General features: G+C 45.9%; 20 protein-coding genes and 1 other annotated feature. Of the genes, 11 read left to right on the forward strand and 9 right to left on the reverse strand.

The features are described 5' to 3' along the window. Window positions 1-8: 8 nt before the first annotated feature. The 5 genes from efeM to cidR form a co-directional block, all read right to left on the reverse strand. A complete protein-coding gene (gene efeM / locus ACZ07B_RS16135) occupies window positions 9-1,166 on the reverse strand; it encodes an iron uptake system lipoprotein EfeM (RefSeq protein WP_464877426.1) in 1,158 nt (385 codons plus the stop codon). Further along, entirely contained in the window at window positions 1,163-2,608 is a 1,446-nt protein-coding gene (gene efeU, locus ACZ07B_RS16140) for a ferrous ion permease EfeU (RefSeq protein ID WP_464877427.1), read from the reverse strand. The genes efeM and efeU overlap by 4 nt, the downstream gene beginning before the upstream one ends. A 156-nt stretch (window positions 2,609-2,764) precedes the next feature. After that, window positions 2,765-3,433 carry a thiamine phosphate synthase gene (gene thiE, locus ACZ07B_RS16145; protein ID WP_464877428.1) on the reverse strand — a complete coding sequence of 223 codons (669 nt, stop codon included), beginning with the start codon at window positions 3,431-3,433 and terminating at the stop codon, window positions 2,765-2,767. Further along, window positions 3,430-4,248: a hydroxyethylthiazole kinase gene (thiM, locus tag ACZ07B_RS16150; RefSeq protein WP_003244274.1), complete on the reverse strand. Its 819-nt coding sequence runs from the start codon at window positions 4,246-4,248 to the stop codon at window positions 3,430-3,432. The genes thiE and thiM overlap by 4 nt, the downstream gene beginning before the upstream one ends. A gap of 7 nt (window positions 4,249-4,255) precedes the next feature. Beyond that, entirely contained in the window at window positions 4,256-5,161 is a 906-nt protein-coding gene (cidR, locus tag ACZ07B_RS16155) for a cidABC operon transcriptional activator CidR (RefSeq protein WP_015250931.1), read from the reverse strand. A 105-nt stretch (window positions 5,162-5,266) separates the two neighbouring features. On the opposite strand from cidR, the gene ACZ07B_RS16160 reads away from it, so the two are divergent. The 4 genes from ACZ07B_RS16160 to ACZ07B_RS16175 all read left to right on the forward strand — a co-directional run bounded on the left by ACZ07B_RS16160 (window position 5,267) and on the right by ACZ07B_RS16175 (window position 7,852). Continuing rightward, window positions 5,267-5,653 (forward strand): CidA/LrgA family holin-like protein, encoded by a 387-nt coding sequence (locus tag ACZ07B_RS16160; RefSeq protein WP_003227375.1) that lies wholly within the window; start codon window positions 5,267-5,269, stop codon window positions 5,651-5,653. Continuing rightward, window positions 5,635-6,312 (forward strand): CidB/LrgB family autolysis modulator, encoded by a 678-nt coding sequence (locus ACZ07B_RS16165; RefSeq protein ID WP_003227371.1) that lies wholly within the window; start codon window positions 5,635-5,637, stop codon window positions 6,310-6,312. The genes ACZ07B_RS16160 and ACZ07B_RS16165 overlap by 19 nt, the downstream gene beginning before the upstream one ends. 103 nt (window positions 6,313-6,415) lie before the next feature. After that, window positions 6,416-7,618 carry an MFS transporter gene (locus tag ACZ07B_RS16170; RefSeq protein ID WP_217002765.1) on the forward strand — a complete coding sequence of 401 codons (1,203 nt, stop codon included), beginning with the start codon at window positions 6,416-6,418 and terminating at the stop codon, window positions 7,616-7,618. Window positions 7,619-7,654: 36 nt separating this feature from the next. Continuing rightward, a complete protein-coding gene (locus ACZ07B_RS16175; protein WP_003236073.1) occupies window positions 7,655-7,852 on the forward strand; it encodes a YwbE family protein in 198 nt (65 codons plus the stop codon). A 34-nt stretch (window positions 7,853-7,886) separates the two neighbouring features. Here ACZ07B_RS16175 and ACZ07B_RS16180 read toward each other — a convergent pair whose 3' ends face one another. Further along, the gene (locus tag ACZ07B_RS16180; protein WP_019259830.1) at window positions 7,887-9,074 is read right to left on the reverse strand and encodes a class I SAM-dependent rRNA methyltransferase; all 1,188 of its coding nucleotides are present in this window, start codon (window positions 9,072-9,074) and stop codon (window positions 7,887-7,889) included. A gap of 120 nt (window positions 9,075-9,194) precedes the next feature. Here ACZ07B_RS16180 and glxA point away from each other — a divergent pair, with 120 nt between their 5' ends. Continuing rightward, on the forward strand, window positions 9,195-9,575 hold the full coding sequence (glxA, locus tag ACZ07B_RS16185; RefSeq protein ID WP_003236077.1) for a glyoxalase GlxA: 381 nt from the start codon (window positions 9,195-9,197) through the stop codon (window positions 9,573-9,575). Window positions 9,576-9,625: 50 nt separating this feature from the next. On the opposite strand, the gene celB is transcribed toward glxA, so the two are convergent. Beyond that, entirely contained in the window at window positions 9,626-10,960 is a 1,335-nt protein-coding gene (gene celB / locus ACZ07B_RS16190; RefSeq protein WP_464877429.1) for a PTS cellobiose transporter subunit IIC, read from the reverse strand. A 219-nt stretch (window positions 10,961-11,179) separates the two neighbouring features. Between celB and epr the strand changes: the two genes are divergently transcribed. From epr to sacY, 3 genes are all read left to right on the forward strand, one after another. Next, window positions 11,180-13,117, forward strand: coding sequence for a minor protease Epr (epr, locus tag ACZ07B_RS16195; protein WP_464877430.1), 1,938 nt, complete (start codon window positions 11,180-11,182; stop codon window positions 13,115-13,117). 426 nt (window positions 13,118-13,543) lie between these two features. Then, entirely contained in the window at window positions 13,544-14,923 is a 1,380-nt protein-coding gene (sacX, locus tag ACZ07B_RS16200) for a SacY negative regulator SacX (RefSeq protein ID WP_024572918.1), read from the forward strand. A gap of 53 nt (window positions 14,924-14,976) precedes the next feature. After that, on the forward strand, window positions 14,977-15,819 hold the full coding sequence (sacY, locus tag ACZ07B_RS16205; RefSeq protein ID WP_003244589.1) for a transcription antiterminator SacY: 843 nt from the start codon (window positions 14,977-14,979) through the stop codon (window positions 15,817-15,819). A gap of 52 nt (window positions 15,820-15,871) precedes the next feature. Here the strand turns inward: sacY and ACZ07B_RS16210 are convergent, their stop codons facing one another. Both ACZ07B_RS16210 and ACZ07B_RS16215 read right to left on the reverse strand, forming a co-directional pair. Continuing rightward, the gene (locus ACZ07B_RS16210) at window positions 15,872-16,732 is read right to left on the reverse strand and encodes a glycosyltransferase family 8 protein (protein ID WP_464877431.1); all 861 of its coding nucleotides are present in this window, start codon (window positions 16,730-16,732) and stop codon (window positions 15,872-15,874) included. Window positions 16,733-16,841: 109 nt separating this feature from the next. Next, window positions 16,842-17,555: a YwaF family protein gene (locus ACZ07B_RS16215; protein ID WP_464877432.1), complete on the reverse strand. Its 714-nt coding sequence runs from the start codon at window positions 17,553-17,555 to the stop codon at window positions 16,842-16,844. 150 nt (window positions 17,556-17,705) lie between these two features. Here ACZ07B_RS16215 and ywaE point away from each other — a divergent pair, with 150 nt between their 5' ends. The 3 genes from ywaE (at window position 17,706) to ywaD (ending at window position 21,236) form a co-directional block, all read left to right on the forward strand. Continuing rightward, window positions 17,706-18,221 carry a tyrZ transcriptional regulator YwaE gene (gene ywaE, locus ACZ07B_RS16220; RefSeq protein WP_019712840.1) on the forward strand — a complete coding sequence of 172 codons (516 nt, stop codon included), beginning with the start codon at window positions 17,706-17,708 and terminating at the stop codon, window positions 18,219-18,221. Continuing rightward, window positions 18,216-18,430: a binding site (T-box leader), on the forward strand. (Overlaps the previous gene by 6 nt.) A 41-nt stretch (window positions 18,431-18,471) precedes the next feature. Beyond that, entirely contained in the window at window positions 18,472-19,713 is a 1,242-nt protein-coding gene (gene tyrS / locus ACZ07B_RS16225) for a tyrosine--tRNA ligase (protein ID WP_080351463.1), read from the forward strand. A 155-nt stretch (window positions 19,714-19,868) separates the two neighbouring features. Next, window positions 19,869-21,236, forward strand: coding sequence for an aminopeptidase YwaD (gene ywaD / locus ACZ07B_RS16230; RefSeq protein WP_464877433.1), 1,368 nt, complete (start codon window positions 19,869-19,871; stop codon window positions 21,234-21,236). Window positions 21,237-21,255 lie beyond the last annotated feature (19 nt).

Raw genomic sequence — 21,255 nt, forward strand, 5'->3', positions numbered from 1 at the left:
AACTCCTTTTATAGCACATTCGCAATCTTCGACATGGTTTCAGAAAGAGTCGTCAGCTTTGTGCTCAGCTCTCTGATTTGCTTTTCACTTAATTTATCATAAGACGTATAGGACTGATCATTTGTTTTGTATTTTGCCATTAAAACTTCAAATTCGCTGAACTCCGTATCCAGTTTTTCCGTCAAGTCGGAGTGATCTTTTACAAGCGCGCTTTTCACTGTTTGATAAACGGCTTCGGAGCCTTCCACATTTGCCATAAGGTCAACTAAATCAATTCGTGAGTAGCGCTCTTCTTCTCCCGTGATTTTCGAAATTCCGGCTTCGTTCAGAAGCTCCATCGCGCCTGCAACAATTTGTTCAGGTGTTAATTTCAGTGATTGAATTGAACCGTCAAGCTCTTTTACATCCTTGAGAAGCTGGTCAGCTGTTGCCTTTTCCCCGGAAATATCTTGATCCTTCCAAATGGCCTTCTCAAGCTTATGGAAGCCTGTCCATTTGTCTCCTTCTTCAACATCGTTTTCTCGTGCATCAATTTTCGGGTCAAGATCTCCAAGGCTTTCAGCGATCGGTTCGATACGCTCGTAATAAACACGCGCTTTCGCATATAACGTTTTAGATTTTTCGATATCACCGGATTTCACAACACTCGTAAATGCTTCAGTCGCTTTGACAAGCTGGTCACTCTGCTTTTTGACATAGCCTTTATACTCATCCGCTGCTTTTGCCAGCTGATCGCTAGCCTTTTTGCCGCTCTTCTTCGCTTCTGTCAGGTCTTCTAAGGACGCTTTCAATGACTCGGATTCTGTCTTGATTTTTGCTGTATCCGGTTTGTCTTTTTGCGCTTCTGTGTAGATTGGCTGAAGATGCTTTTCGATTTCTGTATATTCGAATGGATAGTCGCTGCGAATGTCGTTTTCAAAGGAAAGCCAGTAGCTGTTTAACTCTTTCCCCTTCTTTTCAATCTCTTTTTGGTCTCCTTTTTCCGCTGAGTCATTCAGCTTGGAAATGATGGTTTCCATTTTATTTACGGATGCGGTGATTTCTTTAGTGACCCCGCTTTTTTCAGATGAAGCTTTTTCTTTAGTTGAAGATGTGTCGTTGGCTCCGCAGCCTGCGCACAGCGCAAGGATGCATCCGGCTGATACAGCGATTTTTGTGAAATTCATTTTGTCAGTTCCTTTCCGTTTGTAAAATGTTTTGCCGCTTCTGAAACAAGCGCAATCAGTAAAAAGAGGAAAATCAACATTTGCGGAATCGTGCTGTACACAGACGGATAAATTCCTAGCACCGATACAGACGGCAGCCAGCTTTCTGCATCAGACGGAAGAATGCCCGCCAGTTGAAGGCTGTGAACGCCGGTTCCGAGAAATTTCACGCACATATACAGGACAACCGCCATTGATAGAAGAAAAAACGGCTTCAATGGAATGCGCATTCCGAGCTTGATCATCAGAACACCGACGATGACGAGAACGATAAGCCCTGCGGCAGTTCCGCCGATCAGTTCAGTGAGCGGGAGCTTCCCGACAAGCCCGATGAAAAAGATGACCGTTTCGAGACCTTCTCTTACAACTGCCAGAAATGCAATGAGCGCAAAGGAAAGCAGGCTTCGTTTTTTTAGTGCCTGTGACTTCTGGATATTGATTTTTTCTCTCCATTTATCCATTGAGGCATTTCTGTGCAGCCACACCCCGACATACAAAAGCATGACAGCGGACAGTACGCCGGTAACGCCGCCAAGCAAGAAATTGTTTTCTCCGAATACACTGGAGGAGAACAGAACCGTGACACCGATGCCGGCTGCTAAGGAAACAGCCATGCCGGCGGACGCTCCGCCCCAGATCCATGTCGAGGAACGTGTGACACGCGCTTTTTTTGTCATGGTTAATAGCGCTCCGATGACAAGGAGGGCCTCCATTCCTTCACGAATCGGGATCAGCGCGGCATCCCACCAGCTGTAGCTGCTTGAAGCGATCGGCTCGAGCAATTGAATCATTTCGTCAATTTGCTTTGATACCTTTTCGGGATGGCTGCCGATCTCCGCCTTCATCAGTGCCAGATTTTCCTCCGATGTCGTATAGGCTTCTTTCGATTGGGACACGACGTCTCCCTCTACGGCGAGCCAGGATGTAACTAAATTGTCGATTGCGGATGATGCTTCATCCAATTGTTTTTTTTCTATTAACTGCTTCGTGTCTTTCAAGCTGTGTATATAGGCTGTTAAGGACGCCCTTGATTGACCTGAGGTTGTCTTTTTCAGCACGACAGCCTGCTGATAGGTTTCTAAATGAGACGAAAGCTCTTCAAGCTGTGTTTTGAGCTTATCTGCGTCTTTATTGATAAAAGAAAGAGAAATCATTGCGATATTCGCGTCCATTTCGCTGTGAGAAGAAAGGTTTTCCTTCTTAATAGAAGGTTCTTCTTTTTTCCACTTCGCCTTGAAGGTTTCAAACGTTTGTTGTGCCGAGTCTATATCTCCGTCTTGTACGGATTTGATCATTTGCTTGTTTAATTGAATTAATGCAGCGATCGGATCATCTTCCGCATGTGCCGCAGAACCGAAAACCATCAACAAGCTGAATAGAATAAGTGCCAGCCCCCGAGCCATCATGTTCCTCCTATAATTGAAAATGATTATCATTGTATAACATAATCATAGCCAGTTCCTGTCCTTTGTCAATTAAAATTTGAAGGTCTGAAAACCTTGATGGACAGCAAAAAAGCTGTCCTTTTACAGAACAGCCTTTTGAAGGAAGAAGAACGTTTATCTTCTTGTTTTATACGTTTGAATTTCTTCATGAAACTTGCGTGCAGCACTCTCAGGATCCTCCGCCTGACTAATGGCGCTGATCATACTGACACCATCGGCCCCCGCTTGGATAACAGGTGCTGCATTATCTATTGTGATGCCGCCGATGCCGACAATTGGAATGCTGATGCCTTGACGGCGGACTGCTTCAATAAGAGATACCCCTTGTACCGCTCTCGTATCTTTTTTCGTTTCAGTCGGATAGATCGGCCCAAGCCCGACATAATCCGCTCCGTCTTCTTCAGCTTGCTTCACCTCAGACATCGTATGAGCGGAAACGCCGAGAATCATATCACCTATGGCAGCTCTTACCTCTTTCGCATTTGCGTCTTCCTGGCCGATGTGGATACCGTCAGCTTTCAGCTTCAGAGCCAATTTCACATCATCATTGACAATGAACGGAACACCAGCTTCACGGCAGGCTGCCTGCACTTTTTCAGCAAATTCAATCCGAGCCTCTCCTGTCAGCGCATCCCCGCCTTTTTCACGGAACTGGTACAGGGTGGCACCACCTTTTAACGCTTTTTGTACAACTGTAACAGGATCGGCTTTCGTATTGTTTGACCCCATAATGAAGTAAACAGATAAAAACTCTTTCATCATTTCCCGAGAAATACGAGTCATGAGACAGTCACCCTTTCTATAGTCGCCCATTCTTGGACGTCTTGTTCAGTAACAGTTGAAAGCTTGTTCAGCAATTCAATCTGAAAGCTTCCAGGGCCTTTGTCAGCCGTCTGCTGTGCGGCAAGCTGAGCGGCGACCCCATACGAAGAAATGGCCGCAATAGCAGCAAACAATGGATTTTCTTCCACAGCACAAAACGCACCGACGACGGAAGTCAGCAGGCAACCGGCGCCTGTCACTTTTGTCAGCAGCTTGTGGCCGTTATGAAGGGTGTATACATGTGACGTGTCGGCTATGACATCAACTTCACCAGTTATCGCAATGACCGTGTTTAGCTTTTGTGCCGCCTGCTGAGCCAGCCGGATGATGTCGCCTCCGCCTTCACCCGCATCAACACCTTTGATCAGCCAATCGGTCACGCCGACGGTATGGGCAATTTCCGCCGCATTTCCTCTGATTGCAGCTAGGCGCACCTCACGAATGATGTCACGTGCCGATTCAGTGCGGAACGGTGTTGCTCCGGCACCGACAGGATCAAGAATGACGGGAACGCCATGTTCATTAGCTGATTTTCCCGCGATGATCATCGCTTCGACTGACTCCTTGCTCAGCGTTCCGATATTTAAAACGAGTGCACCCGCAATCTTCGCCATATCGGCGACCTCTTCTTTCGCGTATGCCATAACGGGCGATGCGCCGAGCGCGAGCAGGCCGTTTGCTGTGAAATTTGTTACGACATTGTTGGTTATGCTATGCACCAGTGGGCTATGCCGGCGGACAGCCGTAAGACATTTCGCTGCTGATTGTGCATCCATGTTTGCATCATCCTTTACTTTCTTTTTTCGGGTCCCATAAATACGATTTCGTGTGTTCGAGCCAAGCTCTGGCGGCAAACGACAAGTACCGGTCCTTTCTCCAAATAATGGCGAGGTGCCAAGGGATGACCGGATCGACAAGCGGAATGACTTTCACTTTTTCCGGGTCAAGGCCGCGGCAGATCCGTTCCGGCAAAAGCCCGATCCCAAGGTTGGCTGATACCATCTCACTAATAAAATCCCATTGTGATGTTTCATAAATGATATGGGGCCGGAACCCAGCCTTGATACATTCCGTCATAATTCGGTTGTGCAGGACAAAATCCTCCCTGAAGAAAATAAAAGGCTCGTCCTTCAACTCACGCAGCTGACATTCTTTCTCATCAGCCAGCCGGTGGGAAGGGTGAACGACAAGCATTAAGGTTTCTTTTACGATTGTAAACGAATGAAAGATATCTTCGTTTGCGGGAAGGACCACAACGCCGATATCAAGAGAGCCGTCCCCGACACCTTCTTGGACTTTTATAGAACCGTCTTCGACTAGCTGAAAGGTGACATTCGGATAGTTTTCACGGAAATCGCCGAGCACTCTGGGGAAAAACCCCGATCCGATCATCGGCGGCAGTCCAATCCGTACGTGCCCTTTCTTGACTTCCATAATATCATTTAATTCTGACGTCAGGTTTTGAAATGATTTAATGATTTCCTGCGCCTGCACATACATGCTATGACCGGCATCAGTCAGTTCCACCTGCCTGCCGTTTCGGTAAAACAGTTCAATTCCGAGCTCTTCTTCTAAATTTTTGATCATTTTTGATATCGTCGGCTGAGAAACATAAAGGGATTGGGAAGCCTTCGTAAAACTTTTTAAACGGGCGACTTCCAAGAAATATGTTAAATGGCGGATATCCATGTGCTTCACCCTTTCTATAGACAAAAGGAATACTTCTTATTCTTAATATATATTTTACCTATAGCGAGACCTTATGTACAATAAGTATATAAGGGAGGCATCAATATGAAAAAACTGTTGCTAACCGTTATTCAAATCGCTCTGTTATTTATATTTGCTCGGCTGATTAATTGGGTGACAGCCCTTCTTCATATAAATATTCCCGGCAGTATAATAGGGATTGTGATTCTTTTCACATTATTGCACTTTAACATTATCAAGCTTGAATGGATAGAGCTTGGTGCAGCGTGGCTTCTCGGGGAGCTGCTTTTATTTTTTATCCCGTCTGCCGTCGGAGTGATTGAATACGGAGACATTATGTCGAAATTTGGTGTCAGCATTCTGCTTGTTGTCATCATCAGCACGTTTGTCGTGATGGTGTCTACAGGAACGCTTACACAACTCATTGCAAAGAGAAAGGAGAAAAAGCATACGTGTTCATCGGAATTGTAAGTTTGTTTTTAACGGTTTTGGTGTATTTAGGAGCAAAAAAGGTATATCAACGCTTTCCGCGTGTTTATACGTCGCCGCTATTGGTGACGCCCGCTGTGTTAGTCGGTCTGCTGCTGCTGGTGAATGTCCCGTACGAGTCCTATAATCTCGGCGGCGGATTGCTGACCGATATGCTACAGCCGGCCACCGTGGCATTCGCGATCCCGCTATATAAATATTTCCCTGTTTTAAAGAAATACGCAGTGGAAATTATTTTGAATGTGGCCGTCGGTTCATGCATCGCGATTATTTCTACCGCTCTTATTGCGAAATGGCTTCACCTCGGCACCGGCTTAATTGACAGCCTCGTCCCGAGATCAGTGACAACGCCGATCGCGATGAACGTATCTGAAATGATCGGCGGAATGCCTGCCGTCACAGCCGTGTTTGTGATTTTAACCGCTTTGCTCGGCACAGTGATCGGCCCGATGGTCATCCGTTATTTCCGCATTGATAACGAAATTGCGCGGGGCGTGCTGCTTGGCACAAGCGCGCACGGAGCGGGAACGTCAAAGGCATTTGAGCTCAGCTCTGTGTCCGGCACAATTTCAAGCGTATCGATGATCTTAGCTGCGATTATGACGCTTTGCGCGGCGCCATTTTTGCTTTCATTTATGTAAAAAACTGTCCTCTCGAGGGCAGTTTTTTTTATGTGCTTCCCCTTATTGAAAAGCTGACGAATTCCAATATAATGTATTTGTGGATACCAAAGGAGGCACCCTGATGCACAACTTGCAGGTGAGACGGCATTATGCCGCGTTAAAAGGATTTTATTTGTTTGCTTTTCTCGGTACGGGCAGCATGATTCCCCTACTCAGTATGTATTTAACGAAGGAACAGCATTTAAGCGGATCACAGGTCGGCTTGATCATGTCACTGGGCCCGATTGTGATGATTTTCTTTCAGCCGTTTTGGGGCATGCTGAGCGACTATACGCAAAAAACGAAAGGCCTGCTGGCGGTTTGCACATCAATCACAGGCATCATTGGACTAGGCTATATTGCATTTGACAGCTTTCCTCTGTTTATTTTGATTGCGGCCTGTTTTGCAGCCTTTCAAAGCACGATTATTCCACTTTCGGACAGCATTTCACTAAGGTACACACAAGAAACAAACGGCAACTACGGCGGAATCCGCCTGTTTGGCTCTCTCGGCTTCGGCGTCGCGGTGTTTGCCATGGGACAGGTGACGAACCAGCTGTACCCCATTCACGTGATCTTTATCTTTGGCTGTGCCTTTCTGTGCATTGCCGCCATATTGGCTTCTCAAATGCCGGGCCAGCAGAAAACGAAAACAAAGGTCAATATCCGCAAAGGATTCCGGGAGCTTATCAGCAACAAAACCTTCCTCATCTTTATGATCATCACCTTTACGACATTTGCTCCAAACTTAGCGAACAATACGTATTTCAGTCTTTTTCTGGACAAAAGCGGCGCGTCACTTTCCGCTATCGGCATTTTATTTTTCATCGGCGTCATTTCGGAAATTCCATTTATGCGATTTGCCCAAACATTTATAGATAAAATGGGGCTGCTCAACGTCATTATGCTGTCAGGCGGGGTCTCATTATTCAGGTGGGCGCTCTATTTTACAGCGCCTTCATTATGGATCATTTATGCGACGGTCTTTCTTCAGGGAGTTGCGATCGGTTTATTTATCCCGGCGGCGCTTCAATATGTAAAAAAGATTACGCCAAGCCACGTTGAAGCGACGGCGCTGACCATGTACGCCGCCATCGGCAATGGATTCGGCAACTGGTTCTGTACATTTACAGGCGGATACATTTTTGACTACGTGTCAATCTTCGCAGTCTACTTGCTTTTTGGCATTCTGAGCATAGCAGGCTTTGGGCTGACATTATATTTAATGAAGGCTGAAAAAAACAAAAATACACTTCATCAGCCGGCTGTTACTTTTAAACCATAATGACTATAATGAACAAAAGGAAAGGGGATGTACGCTATGAACGGGCAAGAGCGAAGCAGCATTTCGAAAGGATTACAGGTTGATATTGTATTGAAAGCAGATCAAAAAACAGGAAAACTGACGAGAGGGACAGTAAAGGATATTTTAACGAAATCAAGCTTTCATCCGCACGGCATTAAAGTCCGGCTTGAAGATGGCCGCATCGGCCGCGTCCAGCAGATCATTTCTACATAACAAAAGCTGCTCCTGAACAGGGCAGCTTTTTTCTTTATTTTTTCTGCAGAAAAACCACTTTTAGATAGTTGCCTTCCGGGAACGCCGAAATCGTTTTGAAATCCTCCGGCAGTGTAAATTCCTCAATGATGGTGTAGCGTTCATTTGTTTCTTTAAAGGCGGCATCGATAAAGCCTTTGAATTTCTTCATGCCGAAGGCGCTGCTGTTTGTGGAAGCAACGATGATGCCCTTGTCAGCTGTGATGGCGATCGTTTCCTTCAGCAGGTTTTTATAATCCTTGGCCGCGCTGAAGGTGCGTTTTTTTGTACGCGCAAAGGAAGGCGGGTCGAGAATAATCAGATCAAAGCGCAGATCCTTTTTCGCGGCATACGAAAAATAGTTAAACACGTCCATCACTTTAATGTCGTGTGCCTCGTAATCCAGCTTGTTCACGCTGAATTGCTCAATCGTTTTGGCAAGGCTCCGGTTTGCCACGTCTACGCTTGTTGTTTTCTCTGCTCCGCCAAGCGCCGCTGCCACGGAGAATGCCCCCGTATAAGAAAACGTATTTAACACTGTTTTTCCTTTTGCATAGCGGTCTCTGATCACCTTGCGCACATGTCTCTGATCCAAAAAGATGCCCGTCATGGCGCCTTCATTCAGATCGACCGCGTATTGAATGCCATTTTCCAGAATGATGATTGGGAACTCGCCTCTTTTCCCTTTCACGAAATCATCATCTTCAACATATTGTCCCGCCGTGTCGAAGCGTTTTTTCTCGTAAATGGCTTTATAGTTCAGATCCAGCTCATCCAAAGCGGAAACCAGCATGTCTTTAAAGGCGTAAATGCCTTTGCTGTACCATTGAACCAGCAGGTAGCCGTCATAATAGTCGATCGTGACGCCGCCAACGCCGTCTCCCTCACCATTGAACATGCGGAAAGCGGTAGTATCTTGGGTCGCGAAAAGTTTGGCACGCGCTTGAACTGCTTTTGTTAATTTGCTGAGAAAAAATGCTTGGTCAATCTGTTCATTCTTATTGCGGGTAAGCGTCCAGCCGACCCCTTTGTTTTGCAGGCCATAATACCCCCGCGCAAGAAACTCGCCGCTCTCAGACACGATATCAACGAGGTCTCCTTCTTTCACGTGCCCCGCACTCCCTGCGAGAGCTTCCTTTTCGATGAGCGGATAGCCTTTTTTGATTTTTGCAGCATGTGCTTTCTTTAGGGTGAGTAACTTCATATATTTCGTCCTCTTTCTGTTTGCTTTCTCTTATCGTACCACAAAACGCCAAGATGTCTGCATTGACAGAAAGGAAAGGTTTTTCTACGATAGACAAAAAGAGTTACGAGGAGGAGCAGCATGGCAAAACGAATTGACCATACAGGCATTATGGTAAGGGATATCAACGCGTCCATCACATTTTATGAAGAGGTTCTCGGCATGAAATTGAAGGATCGCATCACACATACGAACGGCGTAATCGAGCTTGCTTTTCTTGGCTTTGAAGACGGTCCGGAAACAGAAATCGAACTGATTCAAGGCTACAGCAGTGAGCTTCCCGTCGAAGGAAAAGTACACCACATTGCCCTGCTGACGGATGACATCGCGGCTGAATATACAAAAGCGGAAAGAATGAACGCGAAATTTATCGACGAAGAGATCACAACTCTTCCAAACGGGTACCGTTACTTCTATATTGAAGGTCCTGATGGCGAGTGGATTGAGTTCTTTCAGCGTTAAGAAAAAAGCAGCGTAACGCTGCTTTTTTTATTATTTAAACGCTTACAAAATTACGAAACATTCTCACCCCCGGATTCAACCGCACTCTCTTCCTTCCATTTTTGATGATCCCATATTCTGAAAAACGGATAGTAGATGGCACAGGTGATCAGCAGATTTACCAGCTGCATAACGGCGCCCGACACCTTTCCGCCTGTCGCCAGGTAACCTGATATGAGCGGCGGCATCGTCCATGGCACCGCGATTCCGGCCGGTCTTGCCACCAGCCCGGTGCTCATGCCGATATAAGTCGCGGTAATCGTGAGGAGCGGTGCGATGATAAATGGGACAATAAGGAGCGGATTCATGACAATCGGCATGCCGAAAATGATCGGCTCGTTGATATTAAAAAGCGCGGGCCCAATCCCTAATCGGCCAAGCTGCTTCATTTGTTTGCTGCGAGATCGGACAAGCATCGTCAGGACAAGCGCCAGCGTCGCTCCGCTCCCGCCGACATTGATCCAAATTTGAAAGAACTGAGTCGTAAAAATACTCGGCAGCGCCTCGCCCGCTTGGAAGGCGAGACGGTTGGCATCCATCGCGCCGTACCAAATTGGCGCCATGATTCCGCCAATGATGGAAGCCCCGTGAATCCCGCACGACCAAAGCAGCATCTGCACAAATTCAGCGATCAGGCTTCCGCCGAGACTGCCGCCAAGGATGGAAAGCGGTGTGCCAAGCAGGTCTCCTACGACATTGTGCAGACTCTGAAAAGGTGTCATTTCAATCAGAAGACGCGCCAGCCATACGAGAAGCACAATGATAAAGCCGGGAATCAGCGCGACAAATGATTTGCTTACCGCAGGCGGCACACCGTCTGGCATTTTGAAGACGATATTTTTTTGAATAATGTACCGATAGATTTCGGTTGAAAACAAGGCGATCAGCATGGCGACAAATAAGCCCTTGCTGCCAAGTAGCGTGATCGGGATTCCGCCCCCTACCATGATGGACTCCGTTGAGCCATCCGGTGTAAACGGCACCTCAAACGGCGTTGCCAATAGAAATGCGGCAATTGAAATCGCTCCGGCCGAAAGGGCATCAACACCATAGCTTTCCGCCAGCCGATAGGCGATCCCGAAAGCGGCGATCATCGCCATAATATCAAACGAAGCATTGACGGGATATCCGAGCTTATCAGCCCACTCCTTCCCAAACACACTCGCCATGAAATCAGCATACCCCGGAATCGGCAGGCTCGTTAAAATCAAGAAGACAGACCCGATAATAATCAGCGGCATGGTCAGGATAATTCCGTCACGCAAAGCGCTGAGGTGCCGCTGTCCGGCAATTTTCCCGGCGACAGGCATTATTTTTTCTTCCATTACCCGAGTGAATGCGCTCATCTTAAAAGCCCCCTTTTCTCATTGCTTTGTGAACAACCTCCGCAATGTTTTCTTTATCTTATTTTGAAAACGCTTACAAATTCATTTGGAAAATTTCCTCTTCCTGCGGAAAAAATCTGCATTTTGCCAAACAATCCTGTCTATGAAAAATTTTTATCTATTAATCTCTCTTTTTTCTCCGATATATATATCAAACATCATAGAAAAAGGAGATTAATCATGAAAAACATGTCTTGCAAACTTGTTGTATCAGTCACTCTGTTTTTCAGTTTTCTCGCCATAGGCCCTCTCGCTCATGCGCAAAACAGCAGCGAGAAAGAGGTTATTGTGGTTTATAAAAACAAGGCCGGAAAGGAAACTATCCTGGATAGTGATGCTGATGTTGAACAGCAGTATAAGCATCTTCCCGCGGTAGCGGTCACAGCAGACCAGGAGACAGTAAAAGAATTAAAGCAGGATCCTGATATTTTGTATGTAGAAAACAACGTATCATTTACCGCAGCAGACAGCACGGATTTCAAAGTGCTGTCAGACGGCTCTGACACCTCTGACAACTTTGAGCAATGGAACCTTGAGCCCATTCAGGTGAAACAGGCTTGGAAGGCAGGACTGACAGGAAAAAATATCAAAATTGCCGTCATTGACAGCGGGATCTCCCCCCACGATGACCTGTCGATTGCCGGCGGGTATTCAGCTGTCAGTTATACCTCTTCTTACAAAGATGATAACGGCCACGGAACACATGTCGCAGGGATTATCGGAGCCAAGCATAACGGCTACGGAATTGACGGCATCGCACCGGAAGCACAAATATACGCGGTTAAAGCGCTTGATCAGAACGGCTCGGGGGATCTTCAAAGTCTTCTCCAAGGAATTGACTGGTCGATCGCAAACGGGATGGACATCGTCAATATGAGCCTTGGCACGACGTCAGACAGCAAAATCCTTCATGACGCCGTGAACAAAGCATATGAACAAGGCGTTCTGCTTGTTGCCGCAAGCGGTAACGACGGAAACGGCAAGCCAGTGAATTATCCGGCGGCATACAGCAGTGTCGTTGCTGTTTCAGCAACAAACGAAAAGAATCAGCTTGCCTCCTTCTCAACAACTGGAGATGAAGTTGAATTTTCAGCGCCGGGGACAAACATCACAAGCACTTACTTAAACCAGTATTATGCAACAGGAAGCGGAACATCCCAAGCGACACCGCACGCCGCTGCCATGTTTGCCTTGTTAAAACAGCGTGATCCTGCCGAGACAAACGTCCAGCTTCGCGAGGAAATGCGGAGAAATATCGTTGATCTTGGTACCGCAGGCCGCGATCAGCAATTTGGCTACGGCTTAATCCAATATAAAGCACAGGCAACAGATTCAGCGTACGCGGCAGCAGAGCAAGCGGTGAAAAAAGCGGAACAAACAAAAGCACAAACCGATATCAACAAAGCGCAAGAACTCGTCAGCCAGCTGCCGGGCTCCGACGCCAAAACTGCCCTGCAAAAAAGACTGGATAAAGTACAGTCATACAGAAATGTAAAAGATGCGAAAGACAAAGTCGCAAATGCAGAAAAATATAAAACACAGCAAACCGTTGATACAGCACAAACTGCCATCAACAAGCTGCCAAACGGAACAGACAAAAAGAACCTGCAAAAACGCTTAGACCAAGTAAAACGCTACATCGCGTCAAAGCAAGCGAAAGACAAAGTTGCGAAAGCGGAGAAAAGCAAAAAGAAAACAGATGTGGACAGCGCACAATCAGCAATTGGCAAGCTGCCGGCAAGTTCAGAAAAAACGTCCCTGCAGAAACGCCTTAACAAAGTGAAGAGCACCAATTTGAAGACGGCGCAGCAATCCGTATCTGCGGCCGAAAAGAAATCAACTGATGCAAATACGGCAAAAGCACAATCAGCCGTCAATCAGCTTCAAGCAGGCAAGGACAAAACGGCATTGCAAAAACGGTTAGACAAAGTGAAGAAAAAGGTGGCGGCGGCTGAAGCAAAAAAAGTGGAAACTGCCAAGGCAAAAGTGAAGAAAGCGGAAAAAGACAAAACAAAGAAATCAAAGGCATCCGCTCAGTCTGCAGTGAATCAATTAAAAGCATCCAATGAAAAAACAAAGCTGCAAAAACGGCTGAACGCCGTCAAACCGAAAAAGTAACCAAAAACCTTTAAGACTTGCATTCCAGGTCTTAAAGGTTTTTTACATTCTAAGAAAATCGTACACAACCTTTTTCCCATCCGCCTCACAGGCTTTTCATACTATTGCTATACAGCCATGAACAGCATAAAATGAACGTTATTACAGTTATCACCACATATGGCGGGATTGTGACTGGGCAGGCAGGCAAGACCCAATGATGCAAAGGGAGTATTAGTGCCTAAAAAGCAGGGCATTTTAACTCTTCTTTTCGTGTTGGGCTCATAACGGCGCCTTGGACAACCCCTATTCTAATGCTCCGTCGTCGACGCGGGCATTTTTGTCATTTTCAGCCGGTATTTCTCACTTTTTTCATTTTGATTGTCAACTTTTCATTTGATACGATGAACAAGCCGACTTTTCTTCAGCAAAGGAGGTTTTGATTGCTTGCATAAAGAGATTGCAAAAGAATTACTGCTGCTCGCAGGAGGAAAAAACAATATTATCAGCATCAGCCATTGTACGACCCGTCTTCGTTTTGATGTAAAGGACGAGACGAAAATTGATATACATGCCATTGAGAACCTGCAAGGTGTGCAGGGCACCTTTTTCCGTTATGGGCTTTTCCAGATTATCTTCGGAGCAGGCGTCGTCAACAAAATATATAAAGAAGTCGTTCATGTATGGGAGAACGCGCCTTCTGAAGAACCTGTCCACCAGAAAAAAGCCAGCCGGAAGCTGAACCCTGCCGCAGCTTTTGCGAAAACACTGTCCGATATTTTTGTGCCGATTATTCCGGCAATAACAGCAAGCGGCCTGCTCATGGGGCTGATCGGCATGATTAAGGTGTTTCACTGGTTCGCTGCCGGCAGCCCATGGATTAAAATGCTCGACCTCGTGTCCAGCACAGCCTTTATTTTACTGCCGATTTTAGTCGGCTTCAGTGCCGCACGGCAATTTGGCAGCAACCCATACCTAGGGGCAGTGATCGCGGGGCTTTTGACGCATCCTGATCTGCTGGACCCGTCTATGCTCGGCAGCAAAACCCCGTCTTCTTTAGACATATGGGGGCTTCATATCCCGATGATGGGGTATCAGGGTTCCATGATACCGATTCTTCTCTCCGTTTTTGTCATGAGCAAAATTGAGAAGCTATTAAAATCGATTGTGCCGAAGTCACTTGATGTCGTGATTATTCCCTTTATTACGGTCATGGTGACAGGGTGCCTCGCGCTGATTGTGATGAATCCCGCCGCGTCCATCATCGGCCAGATCATGACACAATCGATCGTCTATATCTATGATCACGCCGGCATTGCCGCCGGAGCCCTTTTCGGCGGCATCTACTCCACCATCGTCCTATCTGGATTGCATCATAGCTTTTATGCAATTGAGGCAACGCTGCTTGCTAATCCGCATGTCGGTGTCAACTTTTTAGTGCCGATATGGTCGATGGCGAATGTGGCCCAAGGCGGAGCGGGGCTTGCGGTATTCCTCAAAACGAAACAATCAAGCCTGAAGAAAATTGCGCTCCCCGCTTCTCTGACCGCGTTTTTAGGCATTGTTGAGCCGATTGTATTCGGGGTAAATCTCAAATTGATCCGTCCCTTTATCGGAGCAGCCATCGGCGGTGCTATTGGCGGAGCATACGTGGTTGCGGTACAAGTTGTGGCAAATTCCTACGGGCTGACAGGCATTCCGATGATTTCAATTGTGCTGCCGTTTGGCGCCGCGAATTTTGTTCATTATATGATCGGTTTTTTGATCGCAGCCGTCTCTGCTTTTATAGCTACATTGTTTCTCGGGTTTAAAGAAGAGACAGAATAACTGGATTTATTCGTTTTCATTCATAAAACGGGGGATGAAAGGACAAAAAAGCTATGAAAATTAAAAGAATCTTAAATCATAATGCTATCGTCGTAAAGGATCAAAATGAAGAGAAGATTCTCTTGGGTGCAGGAATTGCGTTTAACAAAAAGAAGAATGATATTGTCGATCCGTCAAAAATAGAAAAAACCTTTATCAGAAAAGATACACCTGACTATAAGCAGTTCGAAGAGATTTTAGAAACATTGCCTGAAGACCACATTCAGATTTCTGAGCAAATTATCTCTCATGCCGAAAAAGAGCTGAACATCAAAATCAACGAGCGCATTCATGTCGCTTTTTCAGACCATCTTTCTTTTGCGATTGAACGCCTGAGCAATGGGATGGTTATCAAAAATCCGCTGCTGAATGAAATCAAAGTCCTTTATCCAAAGGAGTTCCAGATCGGCTTATGGGCCAGAGCACTGATTAAAGATAAACTGGGGATTCACATTCCTGATGATGAAATCGGCAATATCGCCATGCATATCCACACAGCAAGAAACAATGCCGGCGATATGACACAAACGCTTGATATTACAACAATGATCCGTGATATTATCGAGATTATCGAAATTCAACTGTCTATTAATATCGTTGAAGATACCATCTCTTATGAACGGCTTGTGACCCATCTCCGCTTTGCCATTCAGCATATCAAAGCAGGCGAATCCATTTACGAGCTGGACGCAGAAATGATCGACATCATTAAAGAGAAGTTTAAGGATGCCTTCCTGTGTGCCCTAAGCATCGGCACCTTTGTGAAGAAGGAATACGGCTTTGAGTTTCCTGAAAAAGAATTGTGCTACATCGCCATGCATATTCAGCGGTTCTACCAACGGTCAGTCGCACGCTGAGACAAACAAAAAACGCTTTTGATCATCTCAAAAGCGTTTTTTTATATCTGTATTATTGGTTGATCGCCGGGTTGCTGATCGTATTCCACTTCGTATACGACATGTAATGGAAATACTGATCACGATATGGGTGTTTCGTATTGGAATTCCAAGGCTTTTCACCGCCGCAGAAGTGGACGACTGCCGGGTTTTGTCTCGCTTCGTTGTAAAGCTTCCGCCCTAACAGAGTCGGTGGGGTTTTCAGCTTTAACATGATATAGGTTTGAGCGTTCCAGCGCGGATGAAGTTCATACCACTGATCATACAAGATCGCATTCAGTGCATCTTGGTCATGCAGCACAAGAAAGTCTTCGTCTGGGTGTTCATTGATAAAGTTGATGACTTTTTCTGTGATGTTTTGCTTTCTCCAAGACTCAAAATCAATAATCATGATACCTGAGTTAAAATACTTCCCTGTATCAGTGACGTTCATTTCTTTCAGGCGTTCATGCTGCCCCGCATCCTCAACAGCGGCTACGGTGTATGGCGCAATGTCTAAGTCCCATAGCTTAGAAATATCCTCTAGGACAAGCGCATCACAATCGATGTAAATCATTCGTTTGATGCTTTCATCCTTAATTAAGTCGGGAATCGAAATGCGGTAATACGCGGCTTTTGTAATATGGCTGCTCTCTACCGCATGTTCATACATTTTGGTATCCACTTCTAAAAACTCAATCGGCACTCCGAATTTCAAAGTGGTTTCTTCCAGTCTTTTTTTGTTATCAGGCTTAATTCCGCCATCAATGACGTATAATTTTACCTCTCTCTCCTGATCCATGTTAGTCAATAAAGAAACGAACATCCCACCTAAATGACGAGCATAATTATCATCTGCGCATGATACGATATGCATGATTTCATCTTTCCTCAATGGTATTCATCTCCCTTTTTGTTGTACAAGTTACATACCCTTTTTCAAAAAAATAAACACGTTCTCCGACATTTTTTAAAACAGAATGTGTGATACAACAAAAAAGGTGTCATTTTTTGAAGATGCGATAAAGCCAATAAAGAATGAAAAAGCTGGCGACCGTGATGGCTTCAGCCGAGACGATATACCATGGCCATGGCCCGAGAACATCTAAGAGAGAGGATCCGCCCGGTTTTTTCGTCAAATACATATAATTCGCGCCAAGCCAGCGATCAATCAGGAAAATACAGACGCCGTACACATTAACAAGCAGGACTGTCACCCATAACGAGCGCTGGCCCATTCTGTAGGTGCCAATCACAGCCATCAGCAGACAGGATAAAAACACAGACCCGTGAGAAATAAAAAAGAGGATATATCGGATATGCGGAAATGAAAACATACCAAGGTCAGGAGTGGCAAGAGCCTGAATCGAACTGCCGATGCCGGCAAAAAATAAAAACACAAACAGCTTTCTGCTTTTTGTCACTAACATAATAGCTGACAAATACACCGACAGGTCACTAAGCTGGAGAGGCAATGAAGTGCGCACCGACCACCTGCCCGTGGCGACCATCCATATTTGATAGCCGATTTGCGAACCAAGCAAAAGAAACACAAACAGAGAACGCAAAAACCGGCTGGCCCTCGGCTGCTTGACCCCATCTTGGAACAAAAACAACAGAATGGCGAAAAGGGCGATAATCGCTAACGTCACTACATGCTCTGTCGAAAATAGATGAAACGGATCATGTTTATAGACGGATTGAACATATTTTTGCAAAACTGCACCCCCGTTTGCGGTTTTTTGTTTATTTTGGCGTTGTTTGGGCTTTTTTTATTCAACCGATATATGGGCTTGAAGTTCACATCATCCTCTGTTACAATTCGTTTCATAGCTAATGATTCTGTTAATTTAAGGCAGGCCTAAAAAATGGAACGTTCACATCAACATCAGCAGCTTCGGAAGGAAGAACACGATACACTTTCTAAGCTCAAACAAATGCCCGTCGAGTCACTCAACCTAGAAGCCATTTCGATCGCTACGAATCTGTATCGGTCTGCACAAAGGCTCCGTGTCAAAATGGAGACTGAGGTTCTTTCTTCCTATAACCTTTCTTGGACCGCTTTCTCCATTCTTTATGATCTATGGGTATGGGGAGCGCTCGAAACGAGAAAAATCGCTGAGCTGTCAGGGATATCTACAGCTACAGCAAGCAACGTGATCAAAACGCTCGAAAAAAAGAATTTTTGCCGTAAAAGCATCGACACAAGAGATCGGCGACTCGTGTTTGTCTCTATCACCGATTCCGGCAAACAAGCGATCGAAGAACTCTACCCGGAGTTTCACAAAGGGGAAACAGAGCTCATTGCGGGAATGACGAAGGACGAACAGAAAATATTGACAGGGCTGCTTAGAAAGGTAGCTGACAATCTTCATACAACATAAGCTTTGACGGGAATCCAGTAGCGGTTTGTCTCCCTGTTTCAGAGAGCCGGCGGAAGGTGCGAGCCGGCACACAGCAAACGTGAATTACCTCCCCGAGCTTTCTTTGTGAACCTTAAAAGTAGCAAAGAACGGGAAACCGTTATTCGAATGAGCGGAAGACAATGTCTTCAACCAGGGTGGTACCGCGTGCATTGAGCCACGTCCCTTATCGGGATGGGCTCTTTTTTGTGTTTGTAAAAAAGGAGGAAAAATGATGAGAACATTTGAGCAGCTCACAGCGTCACAGCAAAAAGAGGTAGAAAGACAGCTTCAGCTATACATGACAGGCGCCCACGAAGTCATACCGCCGGAGGAATTAAAGGCAAAGCTCGTGAAATCAATTTCCACGGGCACGCCGCTTAAAATTAAGCTCGGATTAGATCCGTCTGCACCGGATGTACATTTGGGCCATACGGTTGTGTTAAATAAGCTTCGCCAATTTCAAGAAAACGGCCACATTGTCCAGCTGTTAATTGGGGATTTCACAGGAAAAATTGGTGATCCGACGGGAAAATCGGCAGCCAGAAAGCAACTGACTGATGAAGAAGTTCAGCACAATGCCAAAACCTACTTTGAGCAATTCGGAAAAGTGCTTGATCCAGAAAAAGTCGAGCTTCACTATAACTCAAAATGGCTGAAAACATTGAATCTGGAAGATGTCATTGAATTAGCAGGGAAAATAACGGTAGCCCGCCTGATGGAGCGCGACGACTTTGAAGAACGCATCGCCATGCAAAAACCAATCTCACTGCATGAATTCTTTTACCCATTGATGCAGGGATATGATTCTGTCGTTCTCGAAAGTGATATTGAATTAGGCGGAACGGATCAGCATTTCAATGTCCTCATGGGACGGCATTTCCAAGAACGATACAACAAAGAAAAACAAGTCGTCATCCTTATGCCGCTCTTGGAAGGCTTGGATGGCGTCGAAAAAATGTCAAAGTCGAAACACAACTACATCGGCATTAACGAACATCCAAACGACATGTACGGAAAAACGATGTCACTGCCCGACAGCCTGATGAAAAAATACATCCACTTGGCGACAGACTTAGAGCTTGAAGAGAAAAAACAGCTCGTAAAAGACTTAGAAACCGGCGCCGTTCATCCGCGTGATGCCAAAATGCTTTTAGCCAAAACAATCGTCCGAATGTATCACGGAGAGAAAGCAGCAGAAGCTGCCGAACACTCGTTTAAAACAGTCTTTCAGGAAAACAGCCTGCCGGAAGATATACCGGCCGTAAACTGGAAAGGCGAAAAAACGATAGCGATGATTGATCTGCTCGTCAAGCTAAAACTCCTCTCTTCGAAGAGCGAGGCGCGCCGCATGATTCAAAACGGAGGTGTACGCATCGACGGAGAGAAAATAACAGATGTTCACGCCAAAGCAGAGATAAGAGAGAATATGATCATCCAAGTCGGCAAACGCAAGTTTTTAAAGCTCCAATAGTCTGATATTCCGAAACGCTTATGACCCTTCATTCATAAGCGTTTTTTTGCAGGTATAAAGCACTGTCTTTTCAAAAACGCTCTCCATCTTGCAGGAAACTCCTTTAGCATCCCGAAATATTCCCCAACCATACATTTAGGGGAGGTTTATTTTTGATGAAAAAGCTTTTGACTGTCATGACGATGGCTGTTTTAACTGCCGGCACACTGCTCTTGCCGGCACAGAGTGTCACCCCTGCCGCGCACGCTGTACAAATATCAAATAGCGAGCGCGAGCTTCCATTCAAAGCAAAACATGCGTACTCTACCATTTCTCAGCTAAGTGAAGCAATCGGCCCCAGAATAGCCGGAACTGCAGCTGAAAAAAAGAGTGCCCTATTGATCGCCTCATCAATGAGAAAATTAAAGCTTGATGTGAAGGTTCAACGATTCAACATTCCTGACCGGCTTGAGGGAACACTGTCTTCAGCAGGACGCGATATTCTTCTCCAAGCGGCGTCCGGTTCAGCTCCGACTGAGGAACAAGGGCTGACGGCCCCGCTTTACAATGCGGGATTGGGCTATCAAAAGGACTTTACCGCTGACGTCAAGGGCAAAATCGCCTTGATTTCCAGAGGAGACCTGACTTATTACGAGAAAGCCAAAAATGCCGAAGCCGCCGGAGCGAAAGCTGTCATCATTTATAACAACAAAGAAAGCCTCGTGCCTATGACGCCAAACCTGTCGGGAAATAAAGTCGGCATTCCGGTCGTCGGCATTAAGAAAGAAGACGGCGAAGCACTTACCCAGCAAAAAGAAGCCACCTTAAAACTAAAAGCATTCACAAACCAAACCTCCCAGAATATCATCGGAATCAAAAAACCAAAGAACATCAAACATCCAGACATTGTGTACGTGACGGCCCATTACGACAGTGTTCCTTTTTCACCCGGAGCAAATGACAACGGCTCAGGAACCTCTGTTATGCTGGAGATGGCGCGTGTCTTAAAAAGCGTTCCATCTGATAAAGAAATCCGCTTTATCGCTTTCGGCGCCGAAGAGCTCGGCCTGCTCGGCTCCTCTCACTATGTAGATCATCTATCGGAAAAAGAGCTGAAACGAAGCGAAGTGAACTTCAACTTAGATATGGTAGGCACAAGCTGGGAAAAAGCGTCTGAGCTGTATGTCAACACATTGGATGGCCAATCTAACTATGTTTGGGAATCCAGCCATACGGCTGCTGAAAAAATTGGGTTTGACAGCCTGTCTCTGACACAGGGAGGATCATCTGATCATGTGCCATTCCACGAAGCCGGCATTGATTCCGCGAACTTTATTTGGGGAGACCCGGAAACAGAAGAAGTTGAGCCGTGGTATCATACCCCTGAAGACTCGATCGAACATATCAGCAAAGAACGCCTCCAGCAAGCAGGCGATCTTGTGACAGCCGCAGTCTATGAGGCTGTGAAAAAAGAGAAGAAACCGAAAACCATTAAGAAACAAATGAAGGCGAAAGCATCTGACATTTTTGAAGATATCAAATAAAAAAAGACGGCACTTGGGT

The organism is Bacillus sp. 9.4, assembly GCF_055486415.1.

Bases quoted from the DNA above. Each gene is read 5' to 3' on its own strand.
- celB (WP_464877429.1), bottom strand. From the start codon at position 10,960: ATGAGCGCATTCACTCGGGTAATGGAAGAAAAAATAATGCCTGTCGCC.
- ACZ07B_RS16175 (WP_003236073.1), top strand. From the start codon at position 7,655: ATGAACGGGCAAGAGCGAAGCAGCATTTCGAAAGGATTACAGGTTGAT.
- ywaD (WP_464877433.1), top strand. From the start codon at position 19,869: ATGAAAAAGCTTTTGACTGTCATGACGATGGCTGTTTTAACTGCCGGC.
- ACZ07B_RS16170 (WP_217002765.1), top strand. From the start codon at position 6,416: ATGCACAACTTGCAGGTGAGACGGCATTATGCCGCGTTAAAAGGATTT.
- thiE (WP_464877428.1), bottom strand. From the start codon at position 3,433: ATGACTCGTATTTCTCGGGAAATGATGAAAGAGTTTTTATCTGTTTAC.
- ywaE (WP_019712840.1), top strand. From the start codon at position 17,706: ATGGAACGTTCACATCAACATCAGCAGCTTCGGAAGGAAGAACACGAT.
- epr (WP_464877430.1), top strand. From the start codon at position 11,180: ATGAAAAACATGTCTTGCAAACTTGTTGTATCAGTCACTCTGTTTTTC.
- ACZ07B_RS16160 (WP_003227375.1), top strand. From the start codon at position 5,267: ATGAAAAAACTGTTGCTAACCGTTATTCAAATCGCTCTGTTATTTATA.
- efeM (WP_464877426.1), bottom strand. From the start codon at position 1,166: ATGAATTTCACAAAAATCGCTGTATCAGCCGGATGCATCCTTGCGCTG.
- thiM (WP_003244274.1), bottom strand. From the start codon at position 4,248: ATGGATGCACAATCAGCAGCGAAATGTCTTACGGCTGTCCGCCGGCAT.
- cidR (WP_015250931.1), bottom strand. From the start codon at position 5,161: ATGGATATCCGCCATTTAACATATTTCTTGGAAGTCGCCCGTTTAAAA.
- glxA (WP_003236077.1), top strand. From the start codon at position 9,195: ATGGCAAAACGAATTGACCATACAGGCATTATGGTAAGGGATATCAAC.
- tyrS (WP_080351463.1), top strand. From the start codon at position 18,472: ATGATGAGAACATTTGAGCAGCTCACAGCGTCACAGCAAAAAGAGGTA.
- efeU (WP_464877427.1), bottom strand. From the start codon at position 2,608: ATGGCTCGGGGGCTGGCACTTATTCTATTCAGCTTGTTGATGGTTTTC.
- sacY (WP_003244589.1), top strand. From the start codon at position 14,977: ATGAAAATTAAAAGAATCTTAAATCATAATGCTATCGTCGTAAAGGAT.
- ACZ07B_RS16180 (WP_019259830.1), bottom strand. From the start codon at position 9,074: ATGAAGTTACTCACCCTAAAGAAAGCACATGCTGCAAAAATCAAAAAA.